The sequence below is a fragment of the Streptococcus pseudopneumoniae genome, assembly GCF_001073085.1.
GTDB classification, from domain to species: Bacteria; Bacillota; Bacilli; order Lactobacillales; family Streptococcaceae; genus Streptococcus; species Streptococcus pseudopneumoniae_M.
Map to the genome: position 1 here is coordinate 1 of NZ_JVFV01000017.1, position 21081 is coordinate 21081.

Consider the following 21081-nt stretch of genomic DNA (forward strand, 5'->3'; position numbering starts at 1 on the left):
ATTCTGAGGTTACTGTCTTATTTTTAACACTTTTTGATCCATAAAAGGGCATGCTAAAAAGAAGAAGTGAGCCAAATTGATGGCTCACTTTTTGAATTGTAAAAATTGTAGATGAAATTTTTAATGATAACCCAAAAAGCCTTTAACCAAGGCTTTTTCCTGTTGATTTAGATGCCCCCTGCAGTCGATTTAGAGTTAAAATAAGTAAAAATGAGTAACAAAAATACTGATAAATCAAGGTTTTGCCACTCTCTAAATCGTATGTAAAAATAAAAGGTAGAACAAAAGTAGAACAGATTATTATTTTTCTTCTTTATCACAAAATCTCCCTACGGTAGTAAGGAGATTTATTTTTTATTGTGATTTTTTGCGTTTACGGTATACAAGACCGATAGAAGATAAAGCTGTGATAATCGCAAGAGTAGCAGTATTAGTACGCTTTTCTCCTGTATTTGGAAGTTGTTTTTTAGGTTCTGCTTTTGCATTTGTAGCTTGTGCAGGAGCTTGATATGTTTTATCGTCTATAGTTCCCACTGTCGCAACTACAACCTTATTTTGAGCCTTAGCATCCACAACATCAACTACTTTACCGTCAGCATCAAGGACAGGTTTAACCTCTCCACCTGCGTTACGGATTTCTTCTGCTCTGTCTTTCAAAGCTTGCAAGCGTTGTTGTTCAGCAAGGTATGCGTCATGGTCGGCTTTAAGTTGCTTGAAGTTCTCATATCTACGAGCCTTAGCTTCAGCGATACCCTCAAGACGAGCCAACTCTTCCTTAGCAGTCTCCAACTCAGCACGGAGTACACCAAGCTTAGATTTAGCATCAGTAAGCTCTTTTTCTAAAGCCTTAAGGACTTCATCACGATTAGTAAGAGCAAGTTCAAGAACTGTATGAGTGTCAGTAGCCTCTTTAGACGCTTCACGTTTACGAGCAAGGTCTTGACCAGCTGACTTACGAGCCAATACTGCTACATCATGAGCTTTAGTAAGTACTTCCAACTCACCTTTGGCAGTGGCAAGAGATTGGTCAGCATTAGCTTGTTCAGCTTTAGCAGTCTCAAGAGCTGTTTTAGCATCAGCAAGAGCCTTAGCTTTGTCAGTAGCGTTTGATTTAGCTAGAGCAAGTGATTCCTTAGCAGTTTGCAAAGCTTTAGTGTCTTGTGCTAGTTTGTCTTTAGCATCAGCAAGAGCCTTTTCAAGTGCTGGAACATCAACCTTGTTACCGACTACGTTAGATAAGTTAGTACGAGCGTTAGCAAGAGCTGTTTCAGCGTTGGTGTAGGCAGTTTGAGCTGATTGGACGGCTGATTTGGCTTCTTGAGAGGCTTTGAGGGCGTCGTCGTAGGCTTTTTGTGCAGTTTCAACTGCCTTAGCGTCTACCTTCTGAGTAGTTGTAGTTACCTCTTTAGTAGGAGATAAAGTGAAACTAGTCTCATATTTTACCCCAAGCTGACTATAACCAAAACCTAGACCTACACCAAGATTGGTTTTATCGGTATCACGGAAACCTAGAAGTGACAAAGCACCACTATATAGATCTTCGCTAGAACTTGTACTTGTTGCAGACATAACTGTCTGAACAATACCCTCATAAACAACTTGCTTGATTTGAGCCATAGTTGAAAGAGTACCTTTGCCTGCGTAATCTGGGATATTCTCTGCACGAATACCTAGTGCATCCAAGTTAAATTTAGCTGACTCTTTACCCATAGCTAACTTCTCAGATAAAGGTTTTGTGTAGTTTGGACTTGTCTTACCATCTGTCACTTTTTCAAAAGGATTTGCATAATGGTTAAACTGAGTAGCCAATTCAACAGAACTTTCACTAACTTTAAGAGGTGCAGTACCAACCTTAGCACGCAAATTGTTAACGATAGACGCTGCATACAAACTCAATTTAGTCGCTTGCTCTTTAGATAGGTGTTGGAAATCAACAATCTCTGTTGTGTCTGTGTCTTCAGAACCGTAAGCAATATCTTTACCTTTATAGAAATACTTACCTGTAAAGTTATACCCACCTAGAGTATTGGCACTTACACCTGTCTTCTCGTCAGTATAAGGCTTATTGATTGCCTTCAAGACATCAAGAACATTACCCGTACCATTAGCTAGGGCTTTAATTGCCTTAATATACTCATCAGACAAGGCTGGAGAGTAAGTTGCCTTTGGAACATCGTACATTGTTTCAGAAGTTGTAGTTGTTTCAGTAACACCTTGTTTAGCTACATCAAGAGCCGATTTAGCAGAAGTAACTGCCTTATCTTTGTTAGATTGGTCAGCTTTAGCATTAGCAAGGGCTGTAGTAGCTTGAGTGAGATTAGACTCAGCACTAGATACCCCAGTTTGAGCATCTTTGACAGCTTGGTCTTTGTTAGATTGAGCTTTTTTACCATTATCAAGGTTAGTCTGAGCAGTTTCTACTGCTTGAGTGTCTTCACTAACTTGACTAGTAAGAGTGGTTACCTCTTTTTCAAGTTGGGTGGTATCATTAGTAGATGAAAGAGCATCTACTTTTTTCTGAGCGTCAGCTACCTTATTAGCAGTATCAGTGGCAGTTTTCTCAGCATTAGATACTACCTTAGTTTGGTCAGCAACCTTCTCAGCCGTAGCTGAAACAGACTTATCAGCATCAGCTACAGTCTTTTCAGCCGTAGCAAGCTCATCTGCTCGCTTTTCAGCCTCGGCTTTTGCAGTTGCAACCTTTTCAGGTGTAACCGACTTGGCTTCTTCTACTTTCTTAGTAGTTTCAGCGATAGTCTTTTCAGTATTAGCAATGTTTGCTTCAGTAGTTGAAACAACTTCCTTTTGCTTAGCTACATCCTGATTAGCCTTGTCAGATTCAGCCTTAGCCTCATCAACATCAGCTTGACTAGGAACTTTAGCAACTACCTCGTCCTTAGCAACTACCCTAGTTGCAGGCTCATTAACGGCTACTTCAGTCTCACTAGCAGATACCCCAGTAGATACCCCCAGAGCCGAGATTGCAAGCGTTGAAATAACTGCGCCAGTACGCAATTTCTTAATGGTTCCGTGACCTTGTGTGTTTGATTCTAGCATGTAAACTCCTTTTGATAGTTTTATAGTCCTATTTTATCACATGTTGTAGTATTTTGAAACTATATAACTGTTTTTTTCGCTTTTTAAGTAGTTTTTAAAGGACACAAATTTCAGTATGATAGGATTTAAAGAGGTACTGAGATGACAAAAACGAACCTACAATCCTATATCAGCAAGCGAATCCGCCTACTGAGATTACAAAAAAATATCACCCAACAGCAACTAGAGGAGCTGGCGGACTTACCGTTAAAATATACTTATAAATTAGAAAACCTTGAACCAAATATCAAAATCAAGACCCTTGAAAAAATCATGGATGCTCTGGATACAAATATAGAAAGTTTTTTTGACATTTCTCTGACAGAAAGTAATCCGCTGATAAATCAATTATTGTTTAAGCTGGAAAAATTAGCACCTAGTAAGCAAGAGAGGGTCACAAAACTTTTGATTGATTTCCTAGATGAGATAGAAAAATAAGCCGAGTCACATATAGCATGACTTGGCTTTTTTATATTCTATTTCAAGTAGTTATCAAATCCATTTCGCTCTCGTACGTCCTTGATAAAGCTCTCTATATTATCCCAATCCTCGTACTCATCAGCAATCCTAAATGTGTCAAGACGATTAGCTACTTGAGAAAATATTTCGATGTTTTCTTCAGATTCAAATATCTTTTCAACAAGAGGAAGATATTCAATAGCTTTCGAGATAGTATCTAATTTGCTAGTAATTTCAAATAGATTATCTTGTTCAGAGATACTCTTATAAAAGTGATCAATCCATACAATTAGAGCGTAGTCATTAATTTTAGTTTTCTTATTTGGGAACTCTACACTTTTTAAGCTTGATATTATGGAGTTTTTTAATGATTCCGCTCGTTTATCATCTGATAATACAGCTTTTGCCTTATTTTTTAAATCAAGTTTTTCTAATTTATTAGTGATTATATTAGATACTTCTGTAATAATAGCTTCATTTTCCTTTCCTATTGCATCCACAATAGTCTCTGCAAATTTTTCTAATGCAGTAGATTTTTTGTTTATATTATCTTTGTCAAAGGAAGGAAAAATAGCTAAATAATTATTTTTAGAGACTACCTTACCAGACAACAAATTTTCTGCCGTCTTGTCGCTCATGTGAAACTCTTCTACTAAATAAGCAATTTTAGCTTCATAATCTCCACTAATCTTTCGTTCATGTTTGAACCTTTTAAATTCTTCCATTTTGTGCATCAAATTAACTGTGACTGCAACAAGCATACGTTCTTCTTTTTTTTCTTCCATAGTAAACATCCTTTACACAAAAAAGTTTATGTATCATTTTAGCATTAATACATTTTAAACGTCAAGATATTAATGGGTTTTATAAAAATTTAGGGTAAAACGTTTTCAATAAAAATCTTACAAAAATTTATTTTTTTTTGAACCAAATAATCTCGATAGATAATAAATTATATTCCACTGAAAGTGCTATGTAGCAAGCTTTAAACAATGGTTTGAACAAACAAAAAAATCTTAAAAAAACCAAGAAAAATTATTACGTATATTTTAAGTGAATTTAGGTAAAGTCTTGTCAGTTTTTATGGAATAATTAAGATGTGAGGTAGCTATCACACAATACATATCTTCAATAAATTTGAAAAGCCGTGAATTTTTTGATGTATTTAATAAAACGGTTAGAAAAGAGGTAGCCTATGGAAGCTACACAAACAACATTGCAAGGTCGCTTTATTGGCGCATCGGAAGTAAAAGACTATACATCTGGTCTCAGCACTGGTCAAACAAATTTGACTATCGGTGTACGAACTCCAGACGGTCGATTCAATCAAACAAATATCAAGGCTGATATGGTTAATGTATCTGATTTTACAACTTTATTTGACGAAAAAGTAGAAATTGTTCTTGAAGGTGTTTCTATCAATGCTTATAACAGTGGAAATCGTGCTGCGCTCTCAGTAAAAGCTAAGTCTGCTTTTATTGAGCTTGTTTAAATTATTAGGGGAGGTCTTCCTCCCTCTCATTGTATTGGAGGTTTAATTTATGTTTATTTTAAATAGTTTACATGAAACGATTGATTTAAATTTATCATCATACCTTGATAGAAGTAAAAAACCTATCCTTTTCGATAATCACCCTATAAATCTTCCTAGGGATAATTTCTACAGCGGTCGTATCAGATTCTGGGTAACCGAGGATTTTTCCATAGATATAGCAGACTTTGTAGTTAATCAGGTTTATAAACATGTCAAGGAAATACTTGAATTTTCTTATGATATTCATGATTCTTACGTAGATTTTAATTATCGAATGAGGGATCCTGAAAGCAAGGAGGAAAACTAATGATTATTCTGTACTCTATTTCACTACTATTTATCCTATTGTTAGGGATTATGGCTCTTGTTATTTGGGGAATATATCAATTTGATAAAATATTCCTAAACCAACTTTTCTTTAACTACTTAAACAATAAATATTCTCTTCCTAGAGAGTGGTCTAAGATAGGTAGTATCCAACAGAATATTTATTCTCTGTTACCTACGCTAGAACATTTAAAGGTTAAAGATCAAGTTAAACTTTCTGATAGTGGTGAATATCTAATAATTCAACTCGGTTCCAATATTTCATCAGAACAACAGCGTGAGATTGAGAATATAGTAAAAGGAATTATTGCAAACCACGAAGTTTCTTATACTATTGATTACAGTCAAGTTGAGTTAGTAAACGGAGGGTGGTTTATTTTCTTAAAATTAGAAACTATTGAGGATGCTACCTTTAATCAGAATGCTAGAGCAACAGAACCTAAAATTCAGGAGGAATTTGACCTTGATGAAATCATTGAGCTCTAAAAATCCATTTCTAAAAGCTGGGGGCGGAACGCCAGATATAGATTTCATCCATCTTTTGTTGCTGGGGAGTAGTGGTGTTGGAAAATCTACGGCTGTATTCGCTATCATCAATTATCTATACAATCAAAATCCTGCAAGTGAATTTATTATCTCTGAGATGAAGCAGTCTGATTATTTATTTGCAGAACATTTACCCAATGTGTATTTAGGTGACAGAGCTATTTTAGCTATAGATGTAGCTTTTAATGAGATTGAGTTAAGAAAAAAGAATAGAGGAAGAGAAAAAACTCCCTACTATCTTGTAGTAGAAGAATTAACTTCATTATTTGAATTAGCAGGAAAGTCTAAGAAAGAATATCAGGAGAAAATTAGAGTTATTCTTTATACTGGGAGGGCCTTTAATGTCAAATTATTAGCCGTTTCACAAGATCTGCTTGCTTCTGCACTAGGGGAGGGGTCTGCTCGGAATCAATTTTCTTTAGTCATTGCATTGGGGTCACTGAGGTCATCAGTAACGAAGGGACTGTTTGAACTAGAGGAAGGACAAGAGCTACAAAAAAATTTACCCAAAAGATTTGGCTATCTTCAGCGTTTTGATGATGGTTCTAATGTTATTAAAATTAAGGTTAAACAAGTACCTGATATAAATTTACTGAAGGGACGAGTTCTTGATATATTAGGAAAGTCTGCTAATGTTGCTGAGGCTGTTGACCCTGATTCACTTTAGAGAATCAGATGGTCTTACAGCCTCGCCAGCTTTAGCTGGCTGTTATACGGGGGACATGTAAAGACCCCCGTTCCATTTGACCTTGTTCTAAAGCTATGTAAATTCCACTTTAGGGTAAAATACTCAATTCCCTTAAAATGCTGTTATATCAACGTTATTCTATAACTTTTTATTTAGGGTGATTACTTCCTGAAACTGTGAGAGAATAAAAGCGTAGAAATTTCGCTACATTACAATAAATAGTTAACTAAAGCAATATTTTCCGCCCAGTTAACTTTCACTCTTTAGGCGGATAGAAAGAAAATAAAATGATTTGTAAAAATGAAATTGAAAAGTATCTTCAAAAAGATAACGACCATAACCCAGTCATTATGACCAGTGTCGATGAAGCTACATTTGTCATCCAACCGACAGAAGATACTGTAGGAGAATATCCTGATAATTGGCATCAAATTGCTTTATCGCTGTCTGAAACAGTAGCAGAAAAGCTATCCCTCCCAGTTCTCTTTGGAAATTATATTCCACTAAAAATCCCACCAGCAGGTTATACAGAGGGATTTACCTTTCAGAATCTCCCCTATTACTTTGCGATTGCTTGGCATCAGACTAATTTCACGATGGGAATTATCCTGAAATTTTCTGCATCGGCTTTGTCTCACTATAAAGCCTCCTATCAAGACTATTATAGTGAAGCAATTGACGTTCACAATATAGCACAACTGCTGTACGCTGACTATTATGATTTGCGCCTTTCTCGTATTGACCTTGCTGTTGATTACTTTAATTATCCAATGGCTGTCAATGACCTTTACCAAGGGTTAAAAATCAAAAAATATATTATCACCAATCATAAAGGACGTAAAAATATTTCTAACATTAGCGCTCAAGAAGTGAATGGTCAAGCGCAAACGATATATATTGGTAGCAAGAAAAAGAATGTAAATGCTCTGTTGCGGATCTATAACAAGTATCAGGAACAATTAGACAATCAAGGTCGCTATATGCACTTAACTAAGTATTGCAATTCTTGGGTACGCATGGAGGCTTCCTATAAAGGTACTTATAGCAATCAAATTCTAACATTATTGCTTGCTATTGATAGCTCTCAAGATTTGAGCAAGCTCATTGTCAACAAAATGATTGATAAATATTGTTTTCATGATGCAGAGACTGGTCAACTGTTGCCATTCACTAGTGATTTACTTAAAGGTTTTGGTATCTTCCCAGAGCTTGAATCCTTAAACTCCCGAAATAATGATTTATTAGCAACCATTTCTTATTTGTTAAAAGGTAGCGGATTTTATCCACTTCTAAAGAAAATTGAGGAAATTTGGGGAGTAGAGGCTCGTAATCATTTTATTATTCGTTTAATTCAAGAGTATGAGTGGAACTACATACCAAACCAAGATGTTGAGCTATGGCTTAACAAATTTGGATCAGAACTCTCTCAATTAAATTATAAAGAGTATTTTGAAGATAGTTTTAAGTTATTCTATCAAAAAAACAATATCACTCCGAAACGACCTAAAAACAAAGAGTAATATTGCTTGAAAAATAGTATAGGGATGATTTTCATCATCTCTAGCTATTATCTCATAAAAAAGGAGAATTTTCTATGACTGATATAAATAAAATTACTGTTGATTTAATCAATGTAGAAATACAATTGCCAGAAGATAAAATTATCGTCGATAGAAAAGAATATGATAATTTACAACATAATTCTTCTCAAGGTAGATATATGTCCTTATCTGATGTTCTACAACTTCTATCAGTTTCAAGACCGTGGTTACTTGATAATGTATTGAATAACTCAAAAATTCGGAAAGAAATTGATGTTGAATTAAATCCTAACGGATTTGTTAAATATCCTGAGAACCAAGGTGGACGCTATTTCTTTTTAGCCAGTAAAACCAAACAATGGTTTGAAGAAAACTTTAGAGAAATTATGGTATAATAGCCTTGGCAAAAACCTTGGTTATCTATTGAAAGAGGTAACTAATGGCAACTTTTAGACAACGTACAAAAGGTGGCACATGGGATTATAGAATTGTAGATAATAACAAAAAACTTGTTGCATTTAAAGGTGGCTTCAGAACTAAGAAGGAAGCAGAAAAAGAAGCTTTAGCTATTGAATTAAAGTTGATGTCAGGTGCAAAAATTAATTCGCAAGCTAGTTTATATGAGTTATGGGAAGAATGGTTTGATGTTGTTGTAAGACCACTTGGAAAAAGTGAATCAACGCTTTTTAAGCATAAGAAGAGAGGAGACTTGATAAAGGAACTTTTTCAAGATAGACCGGCAACTTCTATTCGTTTTAGTCAATATCAACGAGCTCTAAATTTGTATGCTGAAAGGGTTACAAAAGATACCGTAGCACGACTAAACTCAGAAATCCGAAAAGTCATTCAGTTTGCTCAACGTGACCAATTAGATATAGTTGATTTTACTGATGGTGCGATTATTTCAGGGATGAAGAAAAGCAAGACAACAGACGAAAAATATATTGACAATATTGAAGACTATTATAAGATTTTAGTTCATTTAAAAAGTCATCTTAATTACAGTAAATCTGTGATTCCTTATCTTTTGTTTGTTTCCTTTAAAACAGGAATGCGTTTCGGAGAGATTTTAGGTTTAACTTGGGATTGCATTGATTTTGAAAATCAAGTCATCCACACTTATAGGCGCTACTATAATTATAAATGGAGACCACCCAAAACGGATACATCTGTTCGAGATGTGCCTATAGATGAAGAAACATCTGAGGTTTTGAAGTTATTAAAGAAAGAACAAAAGCTTGTATATAAGAATCAAGGTATTAAGGAAAAAGAAAATTTCCTTTTCTATGATGTTGTGTATGGAGTTCCTAGTAATAATGCAGTAAATCAAAGTTTACAATCGCTACTAAAAAAACTAGATATTTCTCCATATAATTTAACAGCTACGGGTATTAGACATACTTATGCTAGTATGTTGCTTGCAAAAGGAATTGATATCTGGGTAGTTGCTCATGTGATGGGCCATAAAAATATAAAACAGGTAACAGAAACGTATGGTCATCTTTTGAAAGAGAAGAAAGAAAAAGAACATCAGATTATACGACAGCTTTTAAGTGAGTATCAGTTGGTAGAACAAAAGTAGAACAGATAAGAAAAAAAGCCTTTAAATAAGGCTTTCTCCTGTTGATTTAGATGCCCCCTGCAGGGCTCGAACCTGCGACCCATAGATTAAGAGTCTACTGCTCTACCAACTGAGCTAAGGAGGCAAATAAAAAGCTGTATTGGTGCCGAAACTTCACGGTTTGTATTGAACCCGCGCAATTAAGCAGGTGGGCAACTCGCTCTAACTGAAGCTGTTTCCGTGTGAGACGGCCTACATGCTGTTAGAAGACTTTTGTTTCCCTAATAATACAAAAAATAGTCGGTCAACACTTAAATGTGAAGTCGTACACCACAGCGTTTCTATGATTATATGATACCACTTTTTCAAAAAAAATCAAGGGAAAATTAAAAAATTCGAAAAGGATTTCACAAATTTCGTAATTTATCAATGGTTTCCTTGCGCTGAGCTAGGGCTCGTTCGTATTTTCCGGTATCTTCTGGTGAGAAGTAGCTATGGTCGCGAATTTTTTCTGGTAAATAATCTTGCTTGACCCAGTGACCAGGATAACTATGTGGATAGAGGTAGTTTTGGGCGTTGCCTAATTCCTTGCTACCGCTATAGTGGCCATCTCGCAAGTGACGTGGGATTGGTAAATGACCAGATGTTTTAAGGTCAGCCAGGGCCATATCCATAGCCACATAGGCTGAGTTGGACTTAGGTGAAAGTGCCAGATCAATGACGACATTGGCGATGAGGATACGAGCCTCTGGGAAGCCGATTCTCTGTGCAGCATCCAAAGCAGTTACGGTATGGATCTGTGCATCGGGATTGGCCAAGCCGATATCTTCATAAGCAATCACCGTCAAACGGCGTGCCAAACTAGGAAGGTCACCTGCTTCAATCAAGCGGGCAGCGTAGTGGAGACTGGCATCCACATCAGAGCCACGGATGGATTTCTGGAGAGCAGATAGAACATCATAGTGTCCGTCTCCATCCTTGTCCATAGTGATGTAGCTTCTCTGAAGACTATTTTCCATGATGTCAAGTGTGATATGATGGATACCGTCATCATTTTCTGGAGTGGAGAGAACTGCCAAATCAAGCGAATTGAAGGCAGAGCGGAGGTCTCCGTTGGTAGATGTTGCGATAAAATCAAGGGCATCATCATCTAACTCAACAGGGAAATCAAAACCTCTTTCAGGGTCAGTCAGGGCTATTTGAACGGCCTCTTTAACATCTTGGTTAGATAAGGGTTCCAACTCAAAAATCTGAACACGACTGCGGATGGCTGGAGTGACAGAAAAGAAAGGATTTTCAGTTGTCGCCCCGATCATGATGACTAGACCGCTTTCCAAGAGAGGAAGGAGGAAGTCTTGTTTAGTCTTGTCAAGACGATGAATCTCGTCTAGTAGCAGTACAAGGCCACCTGAGAATTTAGCTTCCTCAGCGATTTCTTGGAGACGTTTTTTACTATCAACAGTGGCATTGAAGGTCCGAAAAGCATACTTGGTCGTTCCAGCGATGGCTGAAGCGATACTGGTTTTTCCGATGCCTGGAGGTCCGTAGAGGATCATAGAGGATAGGCGATTGGCTTCCACCATACGGCGGATAATCTTGCCTGGTCCAACCAGATGCTCCTGACCGATGACCTGGTCGATGGTTTTGGGGCGCATACGAAGCGCGAGATTGTCTGGCATAGCAGTCCTTTCTAACATGGATTTTCTGATACTAATGTGGTAATATGGTAGTACCTATTTTAGCATATTTCCGAGTATTCGGGGCGATTGAAGAGTCGTATAGAAAGAGGACAAAATGGCAACATATGGATTTTTAGATGTTTTACAAGAAGAGTTGGACAAGAACTTTCCTTTTGATTATGAGATTAGTTGGGACAAGCGCAATCATGCGGTTGAAGTGAGTTTTCTATTAGAGGCACAAAATGCTGCAGGTGTGGAGATGGTGGACGAGGACGGAGAGGTATCATCAGACGATATCCTTTTTGAGGAAGCGGTGCTCTTTTACAATCCTGCCAAGTCAACTGTTAATGAGGAAGACTATTTGACAGTTATCCCTTACCTTCCTAAAAAAGGTTTTTCTCGTGAATTTTTAGCTTACTTTGCACTATTTCTCAAAGATACTGCAGAGGTCGGGCTAGATGCCCTCATGGACTTTTTGGAAGACCCAGAAGCAGAAGAATTTGTCATGGAATGGAACCAAGAAGTCTTTGAAGAAGGAAAAGTCGGTTTGGAAGAGGGAGAATTTTATCCTTATCCGAGATACTAGGAGTTGGTTGGAGATTTTATGAAGAAAATTGGGATTTATTTGGTTTATGCGCTAGCTGTTGTCTTTATTATGCTGGCTTTTGCTTGTGGAACAATCGCATTTGCAGAGTTGGGGTATTCCGCAGTTTTAGTCTTTACTTTTGGTTATGCCTTCGCTCTTCTAAGTATGTATTTAATCTTTATTCTTCATGAGCTGGGACATGCTTTTTGTGGCTACTTGACAGGCTATCGGCTGGTGGCTTTTGGATTAGGGAACTTTCTTTTAACCAAAAAGTCAGGAAGGCTTCATCTTAGTCGAACAGCAGTTATAAAAAATGTTGGTGCTCAGTATATTGGTTTAAAAGAGGATGAAAGCGATCAAAGAATCATCCTGATGCTTTCAGGAGGCTTGATGATTCATCTCAGCTTGATATTATTGGCGATAGTGTTTGGATTTTTGACAAGAAGCTGGTATTTTGCAGGGACTTGGATTTTTCTTAATTTGTCTTTCTTCCTATGCCAGTCGGCATCACCGATGGAGCAAAAATTTGGGAATTGCTACAACACCCTGAAAATACGAAATACGCCTACCTGATGTTGAGGCATTCTGCCCAGACCTTGCTAGCTCCTCAAGAATATGATTTAAAAGACTTTATCATGTCTGTTGATGAGGATGTGAGAGGGAGTTTTGCAGAAAGTGTTCAGACTCTTCAGGGATTGGTGTTCATATTGGATGATAATATAGAGCTTGCAAAGCAACTGTTTCAGTCTGTGTTAGAAAAAACAGATAATCCAATGTCTAAAACTATTTCTCAATTATACCTTCTTCAAATTGCTCTGATAGAAGGAGATAATAAGAAAGCGGAAGAATATGCAAGTATTCGAGGTGTCAAATCCTTTTTATCTCTAAAAACAGCAGATATGCAGGTTATTCAAGCTTGGTATCAATTTAAGGTAAAGAAAGATGTAGTTCAAACTCACAAGGCTATGAAGATTGCTAGACAGCAAATGAATAGCAGCCGGATGTTACGGGATGAGAAAAGATATTATGAAAACTGGTTAGCCGAGCTGGAAAAGGAATTAGCAGAAGGAGTCTGATATGGAAATAGAAATTTCTGATTTTACAGGTTGCAAGATTGCTTTGATTTGTGGCGACAAAATCCTGACTATCTTACGTGACGACAAACCGGGTATCCCTTGTCCAAATATGTGGGAGTTGCCAGGTGGTGGTCGTGAAGGAAACGAAAGTCCTTTAGAGTGCGTAGCGCGTGAAGTTTATGAGGAACTGGGAATTCATTTAAATGAAGATTGTTTGCTCTGGAGCAAGGTCTATCCCAGCATGCTCTGTGAAGGTAGACAGTCAGTATTTATGGTTGGTCAGTTAAGTCAGGATCAGTTTGACAGTATTACCTTTGGGGATGAAGGACAGGCCTATAAACTGATGTCTATTGAGGAGTTTTTGAAGTCTAATCAGGCAGTGCCTCAGCTACAGGGGAGATTGAGTGATTATTTGGAGGAAAGTTTATGATAAGACTTGAGAGAGCAGGAGCAGAGGATTTAGAGGACGTCATTGCGATTCAAAGGGCTAGTTTTAAAGCAGTTTATGAAAAATACCAGGATGAATATGATCCCTATCTAGAAGATCGCGAGCGAATCAAATGGAAATTAGTCGAGCGTCCCAATAGCTATTACTACTTTGTGAAAGAAAATGAAGAGAAGATTGGTTTTTTACGAATTCATACCAATGAAGAGTTGACGGAAGCTTGGTTGGGAACGGCAGAGATTTTGCCTCAGTACCAAGGGAAAGGGTATGGATCTAAAGGTTTAAGCTTACTGGAAAAAGAATTTCCAACCATCACACAATGGGATTTGTGTACGGTATTACAGGATGCGGGAATGGTTGCCTTCTACGAGAAGAATGGCTACCATCAAACTTATATTGAGCCTGAAAAAGAAGGCATGGATATGGTCTACATGAAAAAATTGATAGAGAAATAGAAAGGATGGTTCAGTTAAATTTCTAAACTGAACTCGCCCAAAACACTGTGCCAAAAAGATAAACTTCTCTTAGACACAAACGTCTTCAGAGAGTTTCCTATTTTGGCTTTGTGTTTTACGGGCTTGGTATCTTAATGATGGAAACATGGCAAGAGTTAAAAGTTACAGTGAAGCGTGAGGGAGAGGAGTTGGTTTCCAACCTCTTGATTGAGTTAGGTGCCCAGGGTGTTGCAATCGAAGACAGCATGGACTATGTGGGAAATGTGGACCGCTTCGGTGAGATTTTCCCTGAGGTCGAGCAACAAGAAGAAATCGTAGTGACAGCCTACTACCCTGACACGGTGGATGTAGCGGCAGTTGAAGCAGATTTGAAGGCTCGTTTAGCAGAATTGACGGACTTTATGGACTTAGGAGAAGTCAAAATGGGGACGACTGCTTTGGTTGAGGAAGACTGGGCAGACAATTGGAAGAAGTATTATGAACCGGCACGCATCACCCATGACCTAACCATCGTACCGTCATGGACGGACTATGAGGCGACTGCGGGAGAAAAGATTATCAAGCTGGACCCTGGTATGGCCTTTGGGACTGGAACACACCCGACGACTAAGATGAGTCTTTTTGCCTTGGAGCAGGTCCTTCGTGGTGGCGAAACAGTGCTAGATGTAGGGACTGGTTCAGGGGTTCTTTCTATTGCTAGCTCTCTCCTAGATGCCAAGGAAATTTTCGCCTATGACCTAGATGATGTAGCGGTTCGAGTCGCTCAGGAAAATATTGAGCTCAATCCTGGCATGGAAAATATCCATGTGGCCCCAGGCGATTTGCTTAAAGGCGTGGAGATTGAGGCAGACGTCATCGTGGCTAATATCTTGGCGGATATCCTCATTCATCTGACGGATGATGCTTATCGCTTGGTCAAGGATGAAGGCTACCTGATCATGAGTGGCATTATTAAGGACAAGTGGGACATGGTGCGTGAGTCAGCAGAAGCAGCTGGATTTTTCCTTGAAACCCACATGATCCAAGGGGAATGGAATGCCTGTGTCTTTAAGAAAACCAAGGATATTTCAGGTGTGATTGGAGGCTAGTATGCAGCAGTATTTTATCAAAGGCAGTGCAGTCTCTCCTGTCACTATCGAGGACAAGGAAACCAGCAAGCACATGTTTCAGGTCATGCGCCTGAAAGAAGATGACGAGGTGACCTTAGTCTTTGATGATGGTATCAAGCGCTTGGCGCGTGTGCTAAATGTGGAAGCTCGTCAGTTTGAGTTGGTTCAAGAATTGGCTAACAATGTGGAACTGCCAGTCCAGGTGACTATCGCATCAGGATTTCCCAAGGGAGACAAGCTGGAGTTTATCACTCAGAAAGTGACGGAACTGGGTGCCAGCCAAATTTGGGCCTTCCCTGCCGATTGGTCAGTTGCCAAATGGGACGGCAAGAAGTTGGGTAAAAAGGTTGAAAAACTAGAAAAAATTGCTCTTGGAGCAGCAGAGCAAAGCAAGCGTAATCTAGTTCCAAGTATCAAGCTTTTTGAGAAAAAAGCAGATTTTCTAGCTCAGTTTGACCAGTTTGACTCTATCGTAGTGGCCTATGAAGAGTCGGCTAAAGAGGGAGAAACCGCTGCGCTCTTGCAAGCAGTCACTGGTCTTGAAAAAGTAGCCAAATTGCTCTTTATCTTTGGCCCAGAAGGCGGTCTCTCACCAGCAGAAATTGAAAGTTTTGAAGCTAAAGGAGCAGTCTTGGCAGGGCTTGGCCCTCGTATTTTACGAGCAGAAACAGCGCCACTTTACGCCTTATCAGCCCTTAGTGTTTTATTAGAATTAGAGAAATAAGAGGAAGAAGATGGAACAAAAACACCGTTCAGAATTTCCTGAAAAGGAACTTTGGGACTTAACAGCCCTATATCAAGACCGTGAGGATTTCTTGCGTGCGATAGAGAAGGCGCGTGAAGACATCAATCAATTTAGCCGTGACTATAAGGGCAATCTTCATACTTTTGAGGATTTCGAGAAGGCCTTTGCAGAATTGGAACAAATTTATATTCAGATGAGCCATATCGGTAATTACAGCTTTATGCCTCAGACGACAGATTATAGCAATGAAGAGTTTGCCAATATTGCCCAAGCTGGGATGGAATTTGAAACAGATGCCAGTGTAGCCTTGACCTTCTTTGACGACGCCTTGGTGGCAGCAGACGAGGAAGTTTTGGACCGTTTGGGTGAATTGCCTCACTTGACTGCAGCCATTCGTCAGGCCAAAATCAAAAAAGCCCACTATCTAGGGGCTGATGTGGAGAAGGCCTTGACTAATCTTGGCGAAGTTTTCTACAGTCCACAGGATATTTACACCAAGATGCGAGCTGGGGATTTCGAAATGGCTGACTTTGAAGCCCATGGAAAAACCTACAAAAACAGCTTTGTGACCTATGAAAATTTCTACCAAAATCACGAGGACGCTGAAGTTCGTGAGAAATCTTTCCGTTCCTTCTCTGAAGGACTTCGTAAGCACCAAAATACAGCTGCGGCAGCCTATCTTGCTCAGGTAAAGACTGAGAAATTGTTGGCAGATATGAAAGGTTATGACTCAGTATTCGACTATCTTTTGGCTGAGCAAGAAGTGGACCGTGCCATGTTTGACCGCCAGATTGACCTCATCATGAAGGACTTTGCACCAGTTGCTCAGAGATACCTCAAGCATGTTGCCAAGGTCAATGGTCTTGAGAAGATGACTTTTGCAGACTGGAAATTGGATTTGGACAGCGCCCTGAATCCTGAAGTGACTATTGATGATGCCTATGATTTGGTCATGAAGTCGGTAGAACCACTGGGTCAAGAATATTGTCAAGAAATTGCTCGCTATCAAGAAGAGCGCTGGGTAGACTTCGCTGCTAACAGTGGCAAGGATTCAGGTGGATATGCAGCAGATCCATATCGCGTGCACCCTTATGTCCTCATGAGCTGGACAGGCCGTTTGAGCGATGTTTATACCTTGATTCATGAAATCGGGCATTCTGGTCAATTCATCTTTTCAGATAATCACCAAAGCTACTTCAATGCTCACATGTCGACCTATTATGTTGAAGCACCGTCAACCTTCAATGAATTGCTGTTAAGTGATTACTTGGAACACCAGTCTGATGATCCACGTCAGAAACGATTCGCTCTTGCTCACCGCTTGACAGATACCTACTTCCATAACTTTATCACCCACCTCTTGGAAGCAGCCTTCCAACGTAAGGTTTATACACTGATTGAAGAAGGAGAAACCTTTGGGGCAAGCAAACTCAACAGTATTATGAAGGAAGTTTTGACTGACTTCTGGGGAGATGCTATTGAGATTGATGATGATGCAGCACTGACTTGGATGCGCCAAGCTCACTACTACATGGGCTTGTATAGCTACACTTACTCAGCAGGACTTGTCATCTCGACTGCTGGTTACCTTCATCTTAAAAACTCTGAGAATGGAGCTAGAGACTGGCTCAATCTCCTCAAATCAGGTGGTAGCAAGACACCACTTGAGTCAGCTATGGTTATCGGAGCCGATATCTCAACGGATAAACCACTCCGTGATACGATTCAATTCTTGTCAGATACAGTTGACCAAATTATCAACTACAGTACCCAGTTGGGAGAATAAGATCATAAAAGTGCAACAATAGAGTTATATTGTTGAGATTTTAGAATGACGTTTATTTAATAAAGTTTACTGAAGACTTTGTCTTCAGAATGTGCGTTATTATAGATCTATCGGTTGGATTTTATATCTTGTCGTGGGCGATTAGACTAGGGAAAATACTTAGAAAAGGACGGAGATGCTAGTGCGTGTGAACAAAAAACTTAGCTTGCTTATCATTGGAATTGCTATGCTGATTTTGTTTATGATTTGGAAATTCAGTCAGCCTGTTCTTCCAAAAACTTATCAGGAAGCTGTTCAGTATACCAAAGCAATCAATATGAAAGAAATGCGCTCCAAACTTGCAAATGGCGACGAGTTTGTCGTCTACATCGGAAGAGAATCCTGTCCCTACTGTCAAAAGTTTGTGCCCAATTTGGCTCTAGCGATTCAAAAAAGTCACCAGACGGTCTATTATTTGGATAGTGATTCTGATGAAAAGGATGAAATTACAGCCTTTGCAAAAGAAATGGATATCCAAACCGTTCCGAATCTTTCAGTCTATCAAAATGGTAGTAAATCACGCTATTTAGAGCAAGGAAGTTCCGCTAGTCTTGAAGAAATCCTTTCATTTCTAAAGCATGAATAGGACAGGAAGATTGTTTTAAATGACAAAAAACGACTCCCAAAATTGGAATCGTAGAGATGATAAAAGAGGTTGGATTTTTTATCTAATCTATTTATTTAAAAAATTTATAATAAAGAATTCCTAAAATCAAAATTTTTTGTCCCTGCCTCTTAAATTATCCCCAAAAGCTATCTTCTTCAGCTTGATCTGAAGAGAAGAGCCAAACTTCTTTGATTTTTCCGTCTTCAATACGGAAGAGGTCAATCCCGTTCATATTGAGTTCAGTACCATCAGCCCGTGTTCCAAGAAAAGTAACATTGGCTGCGATTAAATCCTTATTGTCAGAAACCCAATTTGTTATCACCTTAAAGGTTCCATTAGTTTTCTCAGCAAATGTAGCTAGGTGAGTTCCTAGCTTGTCCTTACCAACAACTGTACCAGATATACTATGAGTACCAGGTTGATGCCAGACAATATCGTCTGCCATCGTTTCAAAGACACCAGGAAAGTCACCAGCAATTAAAGCTTGGTTATAAGCATTGAAAATTTCTAAGTTTGTTGACATATCTATTCTCCATTTCTTTTTTATGATATAATTGTAACGGTTACAATCGAAAAAACAAGTAGACACTTTTTCGATAGCTGGTATCAAAAGTAGTACTATTGTTGATACTAAAAGATAAAATTTTTTAAAAAAATAGAAAGAAGATATTTTATGCCAAATAAAGTGAGTGAGTATGGTATTTGTCCATTTGCGACAACGCAGAGGGTTTTAACAGGGAAATGGGCACTGGTAATCATTTATCAGTTGAGTACGGGTACTAAACGATTTAAAGAATTGCAGAGATTATTGCCTGGGATTACTCAAACTATTTTGACACGTCATCTCCGTCAATTAGAAAAGGATAAGATTATTCAACGAAAGGTCTATGCGGAAGTTCCCCCACGAGTTGAGTACAGCTTAACCAAAATGGGACAGGAATTCAGAGTTGTTTTAGATGCTGTCGAGAAATGGGGTCTGGATTATATCAAGTTGCTAGAAATGTAGAGGTATTGACCATGTATCAAGAGTTACATAGAAAAATAGCAGAAGAAAAACCGAGTTATAGTCAAAAAGAACTCCAGTGGTTACTTGAGCACTTAGGGGATTCGAGTCCAGAAATTCGCGATGAATTGGTTTTTACCAGTTTGGCTAGAGGGATCCAAGAAGAGTTATTTACAAAGGAGCAATTTCAATTTATATCTGCTATGATTGTTTCTGATGGTGGACTAGATAAAGAGCTCGATAAGTTAGGAGCTTCAACGCTTGAACGTTCTTTTAGGGCACTTATTTATGCCAATCTCTTATCTGCCGATGGCAACCAACACTCTCTTTATTATCAAGTGCTTAAAACTGATATCAGAAATACGATGCTCGATCAAGGTTTGCACTACCTTGAAAAAGAAGAGGATACGACTGGTTTTTCAAGTCAGTATGGTTGGGTACATGCTTTTGCACATGGAGCCGATTTACTGACAGAAGTAGTTTGTCATCCAGACTTTCCTATAAACAGAGTTTATGAAGTATTTGATATACTTGGTCAACTATTTAAAAGAATTTCGATTCGTTTTACAGATGATGAGGATTGGCGTTTAGCGAGAGTGATCTATGAACCTATTTTGCAAGGCAAGGTGGATCAAGCGACACTAACCTCTTGGATAAAGTCACTTGATTGCCCGATAGAAGAGACGGAAGATTTTTATAAATTTTCCAATTTTAGATCCTGTCTCTTAGAAGTCTATGTTCAACTCGACCAGAGAAATAGTTTACAAGATGACTTGAAAGAAACCATTCAATCTTTTCAATATTAGATTTCGACTATTAAATGGGAAAACTTACACAAAATTTCCAAGCACATTTCTTGAAACCCTTTCCTTCTTCTGATAGACTAATACATAGTTTGAAAAAAGGAGACTTATCATGAAAAAATTTGTTGCTGAATTACTTGGTACTTTTATGCTTGTGTTCATCGGAACAGGAGCTGTTGTTTTTGGAAATGGTGTTGAAGGTCTTGGACACCTTGGGATTGCTCTTGCTTTTGGTTTGGCAATCGTAGTCGCAGCCTTCTCAATCGGAACTGTTTCAGGTGCTCACTTGAACCCAGCTGTTTCTATCGCTATGTTTGTTAACAAACGTTTGTCATCTTCAGAGCTTATAAACTACATTCTTGGTCAAGTAGTCGGTGCTTTCCTTGCATCTGGATCTGTACTCTTCCTCTTGGCAAACTCAGGTATGTCAACTGCAAGTCTTGGTGAAAATGCCTTGGCAAACGGAGTAACTGTCTTTGGTGGTTTCTTGTTTGAAACAATCGCAACATTCTTGTTTGTTTTGGTCATCATGACTGTAACATCAGTAAGCAAAGGTAATGGCGCAATCGCTGGTTTGGTGATTGGTTTGTCATTGACAGCTTTGATTCTAGCTGGCTTGAACATCACTGGACTTTCAGTAAACCCAGCTCGTAGCTTGGCTCCTGCTGTCTTGGTAGGTGGCGTAGCTCTTCAACAAGTTTGGATTTTCATCCTTGCACCAATCGTTGGTGGCGTTCTTGCAGCTCTAGTTGCTAAAAACTTCCTTGGAACTGAAGAATAATTGAAATTTAAAAAGCCTTGCTCCTCATCTTGAGGAACAGGGCTTTTTCGTATCTTTTTATACTCAATGAAAATTAAAGAGCAAACTAGGAAGCTAGCCGCAGATTGCTCAAAGCACTGTTTTGAGAGGTTGTGGATAAGACTGACGAAGTCAGCTCAAAACACTGTTTTGAGGTTGTGGATAGAACTGACGAAGTCAGTAACTATATCTACGGC

At 38.6% G+C, this 21081-nt stretch carries 22 protein-coding genes, 1 tRNA gene and 1 pseudogene; 19 read left to right on the top strand and 5 right to left on the bottom strand.

Annotation, left to right across the window (positions count from 1 at the left end; genetic code table 11):
* Positions 1 to 354: 354 nt before the first annotated feature.
* On the bottom strand, positions 355 to 3057 hold the full coding sequence (locus ADH90_RS03605; RefSeq protein ID WP_049530006.1) for an SEC10/PgrA surface exclusion domain-containing protein: 2703 nt from the start codon (positions 3055 to 3057) through the stop codon (positions 355 to 357).
* A 141-nt stretch (positions 3058 to 3198) separates the two neighbouring features.
* Here ADH90_RS03605 and ADH90_RS03610 point away from each other — a divergent pair, with 141 nt between their 5' ends.
* Positions 3199 to 3534: a helix-turn-helix domain-containing protein gene (locus ADH90_RS03610; protein ID WP_049530007.1), complete on the top strand. Its 336-nt coding sequence runs from the start codon at positions 3199 to 3201 to the stop codon at positions 3532 to 3534.
* 38 nt (positions 3535 to 3572) lie between these two features.
* On the opposite strand, the gene ADH90_RS03615 is transcribed toward ADH90_RS03610, so the two are convergent.
* On the bottom strand, positions 3573 to 4340 hold the full coding sequence (locus ADH90_RS03615; protein WP_049530008.1) for a hypothetical protein: 768 nt from the start codon (positions 4338 to 4340) through the stop codon (positions 3573 to 3575).
* A 410-nt stretch (positions 4341 to 4750) separates the two neighbouring features.
* On the opposite strand from ADH90_RS03615, the gene ADH90_RS03620 reads away from it, so the two are divergent.
* The 7 genes from ADH90_RS03620 to ADH90_RS03650 all read left to right on the top strand — a co-directional run bounded on the left by ADH90_RS03620 (position 4751) and on the right by ADH90_RS03650 (position 9773).
* Complete coding sequence (locus ADH90_RS03620) at positions 4751 to 5047, top strand: hypothetical protein (protein WP_049530009.1); 297 nt, start codon at positions 4751 to 4753, stop codon at positions 5045 to 5047.
* Between the two features lie 49 nt (positions 5048 to 5096).
* The gene (locus ADH90_RS03625) at positions 5097 to 5396 is read left to right on the top strand and encodes a hypothetical protein (protein WP_049530010.1); all 300 of its coding nucleotides are present in this window, start codon (positions 5097 to 5099) and stop codon (positions 5394 to 5396) included.
* Positions 5396 to 5902, top strand: a complete 507-nt coding sequence (locus ADH90_RS03630) for a hypothetical protein (protein WP_049530011.1) — start codon at positions 5396 to 5398, stop codon at positions 5900 to 5902. Before ADH90_RS03625 ends, ADH90_RS03630 begins: the two co-directional genes overlap by 1 nt.
* A complete protein-coding gene (locus ADH90_RS03635; protein ID WP_049530012.1) occupies positions 5883 to 6629 on the top strand; it encodes an ATP-binding protein in 747 nt (248 codons plus the stop codon). The genes ADH90_RS03630 and ADH90_RS03635 overlap by 20 nt, the downstream gene beginning before the upstream one ends.
* A gap of 308 nt (positions 6630 to 6937) precedes the next feature.
* On the top strand, positions 6938 to 8170 hold the full coding sequence (locus ADH90_RS03640) for a replication initiation factor domain-containing protein (RefSeq protein ID WP_049530013.1): 1233 nt from the start codon (positions 6938 to 6940) through the stop codon (positions 8168 to 8170).
* A gap of 74 nt (positions 8171 to 8244) precedes the next feature.
* Entirely contained in the window at positions 8245 to 8586 is a 342-nt protein-coding gene (locus tag ADH90_RS03645) for a DUF771 domain-containing protein (RefSeq protein WP_049530014.1), read from the top strand.
* A 44-nt stretch (positions 8587 to 8630) separates the two neighbouring features.
* Positions 8631 to 9773, top strand: coding sequence for a tyrosine-type recombinase/integrase (locus tag ADH90_RS03650; protein ID WP_049530015.1), 1143 nt, complete (start codon positions 8631 to 8633; stop codon positions 9771 to 9773).
* A gap of 51 nt (positions 9774 to 9824) precedes the next feature.
* On the opposite strand, the gene ADH90_RS03655 is transcribed toward ADH90_RS03650, so the two are convergent.
* A tRNA-Lys gene (locus ADH90_RS03655) sits at positions 9825 to 9897 on the bottom strand.
* A gap of 262 nt (positions 9898 to 10159) precedes the next feature.
* Complete coding sequence (locus ADH90_RS03660; protein ID WP_049530016.1) at positions 10160 to 11431, bottom strand: replication-associated recombination protein A; 1272 nt, start codon at positions 11429 to 11431, stop codon at positions 10160 to 10162.
* 115 nt (positions 11432 to 11546) lie between these two features.
* Here ADH90_RS03660 and ADH90_RS03665 point away from each other — a divergent pair, with 115 nt between their 5' ends.
* The 8 genes and pseudogenes from ADH90_RS03665 to ADH90_RS03700 all read left to right on the top strand — a co-directional run bounded on the left by ADH90_RS03665 (position 11547) and on the right by ADH90_RS03700 (position 18258).
* Entirely contained in the window at positions 11547 to 12017 is a 471-nt protein-coding gene (locus tag ADH90_RS03665) for a DUF3013 family protein (RefSeq protein ID WP_049530017.1), read from the top strand.
* Positions 12018 to 12035: 18 nt separating this feature from the next.
* Positions 12036 to 13093 (top strand): annotated as a pseudogene (locus tag ADH90_RS03670) (site-2 protease family protein).
* A gap of 1 nt (position 13094) precedes the next feature.
* Positions 13095 to 13523 carry an NUDIX hydrolase gene (locus tag ADH90_RS03675; RefSeq protein ID WP_049530018.1) on the top strand — a complete coding sequence of 143 codons (429 nt, stop codon included), beginning with the start codon at positions 13095 to 13097 and terminating at the stop codon, positions 13521 to 13523.
* Positions 13520 to 13993, top strand: coding sequence for a GNAT family N-acetyltransferase (locus tag ADH90_RS03680; protein ID WP_049530019.1), 474 nt, complete (start codon positions 13520 to 13522; stop codon positions 13991 to 13993). Before ADH90_RS03675 ends, ADH90_RS03680 begins: the two co-directional genes overlap by 4 nt.
* 137 nt (positions 13994 to 14130) lie before the next feature.
* Positions 14131 to 15081 carry a 50S ribosomal protein L11 methyltransferase gene (prmA, locus tag ADH90_RS03685; RefSeq protein WP_152904470.1) on the top strand — a complete coding sequence of 317 codons (951 nt, stop codon included), beginning with the start codon at positions 14131 to 14133 and terminating at the stop codon, positions 15079 to 15081.
* 1 nt (position 15082) lies between these two features.
* Positions 15083 to 15826, top strand: a complete 744-nt coding sequence (locus ADH90_RS03690) for a 16S rRNA (uracil(1498)-N(3))-methyltransferase (RefSeq protein WP_049530021.1) — start codon at positions 15083 to 15085, stop codon at positions 15824 to 15826.
* Between the two features lie 10 nt (positions 15827 to 15836).
* Entirely contained in the window at positions 15837 to 17633 is a 1797-nt protein-coding gene (pepF, locus tag ADH90_RS03695; protein WP_049530022.1) for an oligoendopeptidase F, read from the top strand.
* Between the two features lie 187 nt (positions 17634 to 17820).
* On the top strand, positions 17821 to 18258 hold the full coding sequence (locus tag ADH90_RS03700; protein WP_239681982.1) for a thioredoxin domain-containing protein: 438 nt from the start codon (positions 17821 to 17823) through the stop codon (positions 18256 to 18258).
* A 154-nt stretch (positions 18259 to 18412) separates the two neighbouring features.
* Here ADH90_RS03700 and ADH90_RS03705 read toward each other — a convergent pair whose 3' ends face one another.
* The gene (locus ADH90_RS03705) at positions 18413 to 18802 is read right to left on the bottom strand and encodes a nuclear transport factor 2 family protein (RefSeq protein ID WP_049530023.1); all 390 of its coding nucleotides are present in this window, start codon (positions 18800 to 18802) and stop codon (positions 18413 to 18415) included.
* A 150-nt stretch (positions 18803 to 18952) separates the two neighbouring features.
* Here ADH90_RS03705 and ADH90_RS03710 point away from each other — a divergent pair, with 150 nt between their 5' ends.
* The 3 genes from ADH90_RS03710 (at position 18953) to ADH90_RS03720 (ending at position 20866) form a co-directional block, all read left to right on the top strand.
* A complete protein-coding gene (locus ADH90_RS03710) occupies positions 18953 to 19285 on the top strand; it encodes a winged helix-turn-helix transcriptional regulator (protein ID WP_049530024.1) in 333 nt (110 codons plus the stop codon).
* Between the two features lie 11 nt (positions 19286 to 19296).
* Positions 19297 to 20088: a DUF2785 domain-containing protein gene (locus tag ADH90_RS03715; protein ID WP_049530025.1), complete on the top strand. Its 792-nt coding sequence runs from the start codon at positions 19297 to 19299 to the stop codon at positions 20086 to 20088.
* A 109-nt stretch (positions 20089 to 20197) separates the two neighbouring features.
* The gene (locus ADH90_RS03720) at positions 20198 to 20866 is read left to right on the top strand and encodes an MIP/aquaporin family protein (RefSeq protein WP_049530026.1); all 669 of its coding nucleotides are present in this window, start codon (positions 20198 to 20200) and stop codon (positions 20864 to 20866) included.
* Positions 20867 to 21081 lie beyond the last annotated feature (215 nt).

Bases quoted from the DNA above. Each gene is read 5' to 3' on its own strand.
- ADH90_RS03605 (WP_049530006.1), bottom strand. From the start codon at position 3,057: ATGCTAGAATCAAACACACAAGGTCACGGAACCATTAAGAAATTGCGT.
- ADH90_RS03610 (WP_049530007.1), top strand. From the start codon at position 3,199: ATGACAAAAACGAACCTACAATCCTATATCAGCAAGCGAATCCGCCTA.
- ADH90_RS03615 (WP_049530008.1), bottom strand. From the start codon at position 4,340: ATGGAAGAAAAAAAAGAAGAACGTATGCTTGTTGCAGTCACAGTTAAT.
- ADH90_RS03620 (WP_049530009.1), top strand. From the start codon at position 4,751: ATGGAAGCTACACAAACAACATTGCAAGGTCGCTTTATTGGCGCATCG.
- ADH90_RS03625 (WP_049530010.1), top strand. From the start codon at position 5,097: ATGTTTATTTTAAATAGTTTACATGAAACGATTGATTTAAATTTATCA.
- ADH90_RS03630 (WP_049530011.1), top strand. From the start codon at position 5,396: ATGATTATTCTGTACTCTATTTCACTACTATTTATCCTATTGTTAGGG.
- ADH90_RS03635 (WP_049530012.1), top strand. From the start codon at position 5,883: ATGAAATCATTGAGCTCTAAAAATCCATTTCTAAAAGCTGGGGGCGGA.
- ADH90_RS03640 (WP_049530013.1), top strand. From the start codon at position 6,938: ATGATTTGTAAAAATGAAATTGAAAAGTATCTTCAAAAAGATAACGAC.
- ADH90_RS03645 (WP_049530014.1), top strand. From the start codon at position 8,245: ATGACTGATATAAATAAAATTACTGTTGATTTAATCAATGTAGAAATA.
- ADH90_RS03650 (WP_049530015.1), top strand. From the start codon at position 8,631: ATGGCAACTTTTAGACAACGTACAAAAGGTGGCACATGGGATTATAGA.
- ADH90_RS03660 (WP_049530016.1), bottom strand. From the start codon at position 11,431: ATGCCAGACAATCTCGCGCTTCGTATGCGCCCCAAAACCATCGACCAG.
- ADH90_RS03665 (WP_049530017.1), top strand. From the start codon at position 11,547: ATGGCAACATATGGATTTTTAGATGTTTTACAAGAAGAGTTGGACAAG.
- ADH90_RS03675 (WP_049530018.1), top strand. From the start codon at position 13,095: ATGGAAATAGAAATTTCTGATTTTACAGGTTGCAAGATTGCTTTGATT.
- ADH90_RS03680 (WP_049530019.1), top strand. From the start codon at position 13,520: ATGATAAGACTTGAGAGAGCAGGAGCAGAGGATTTAGAGGACGTCATT.
- prmA (WP_152904470.1), top strand. From the start codon at position 14,131: ATGGAAACATGGCAAGAGTTAAAAGTTACAGTGAAGCGTGAGGGAGAG.
- ADH90_RS03690 (WP_049530021.1), top strand. From the start codon at position 15,083: ATGCAGCAGTATTTTATCAAAGGCAGTGCAGTCTCTCCTGTCACTATC.
- pepF (WP_049530022.1), top strand. From the start codon at position 15,837: ATGGAACAAAAACACCGTTCAGAATTTCCTGAAAAGGAACTTTGGGAC.
- ADH90_RS03705 (WP_049530023.1), bottom strand. From the start codon at position 18,802: ATGTCAACAAACTTAGAAATTTTCAATGCTTATAACCAAGCTTTAATT.
- ADH90_RS03710 (WP_049530024.1), top strand. From the start codon at position 18,953: ATGCCAAATAAAGTGAGTGAGTATGGTATTTGTCCATTTGCGACAACG.
- ADH90_RS03715 (WP_049530025.1), top strand. From the start codon at position 19,297: ATGTATCAAGAGTTACATAGAAAAATAGCAGAAGAAAAACCGAGTTAT.
- ADH90_RS03720 (WP_049530026.1), top strand. From the start codon at position 20,198: ATGAAAAAATTTGTTGCTGAATTACTTGGTACTTTTATGCTTGTGTTC.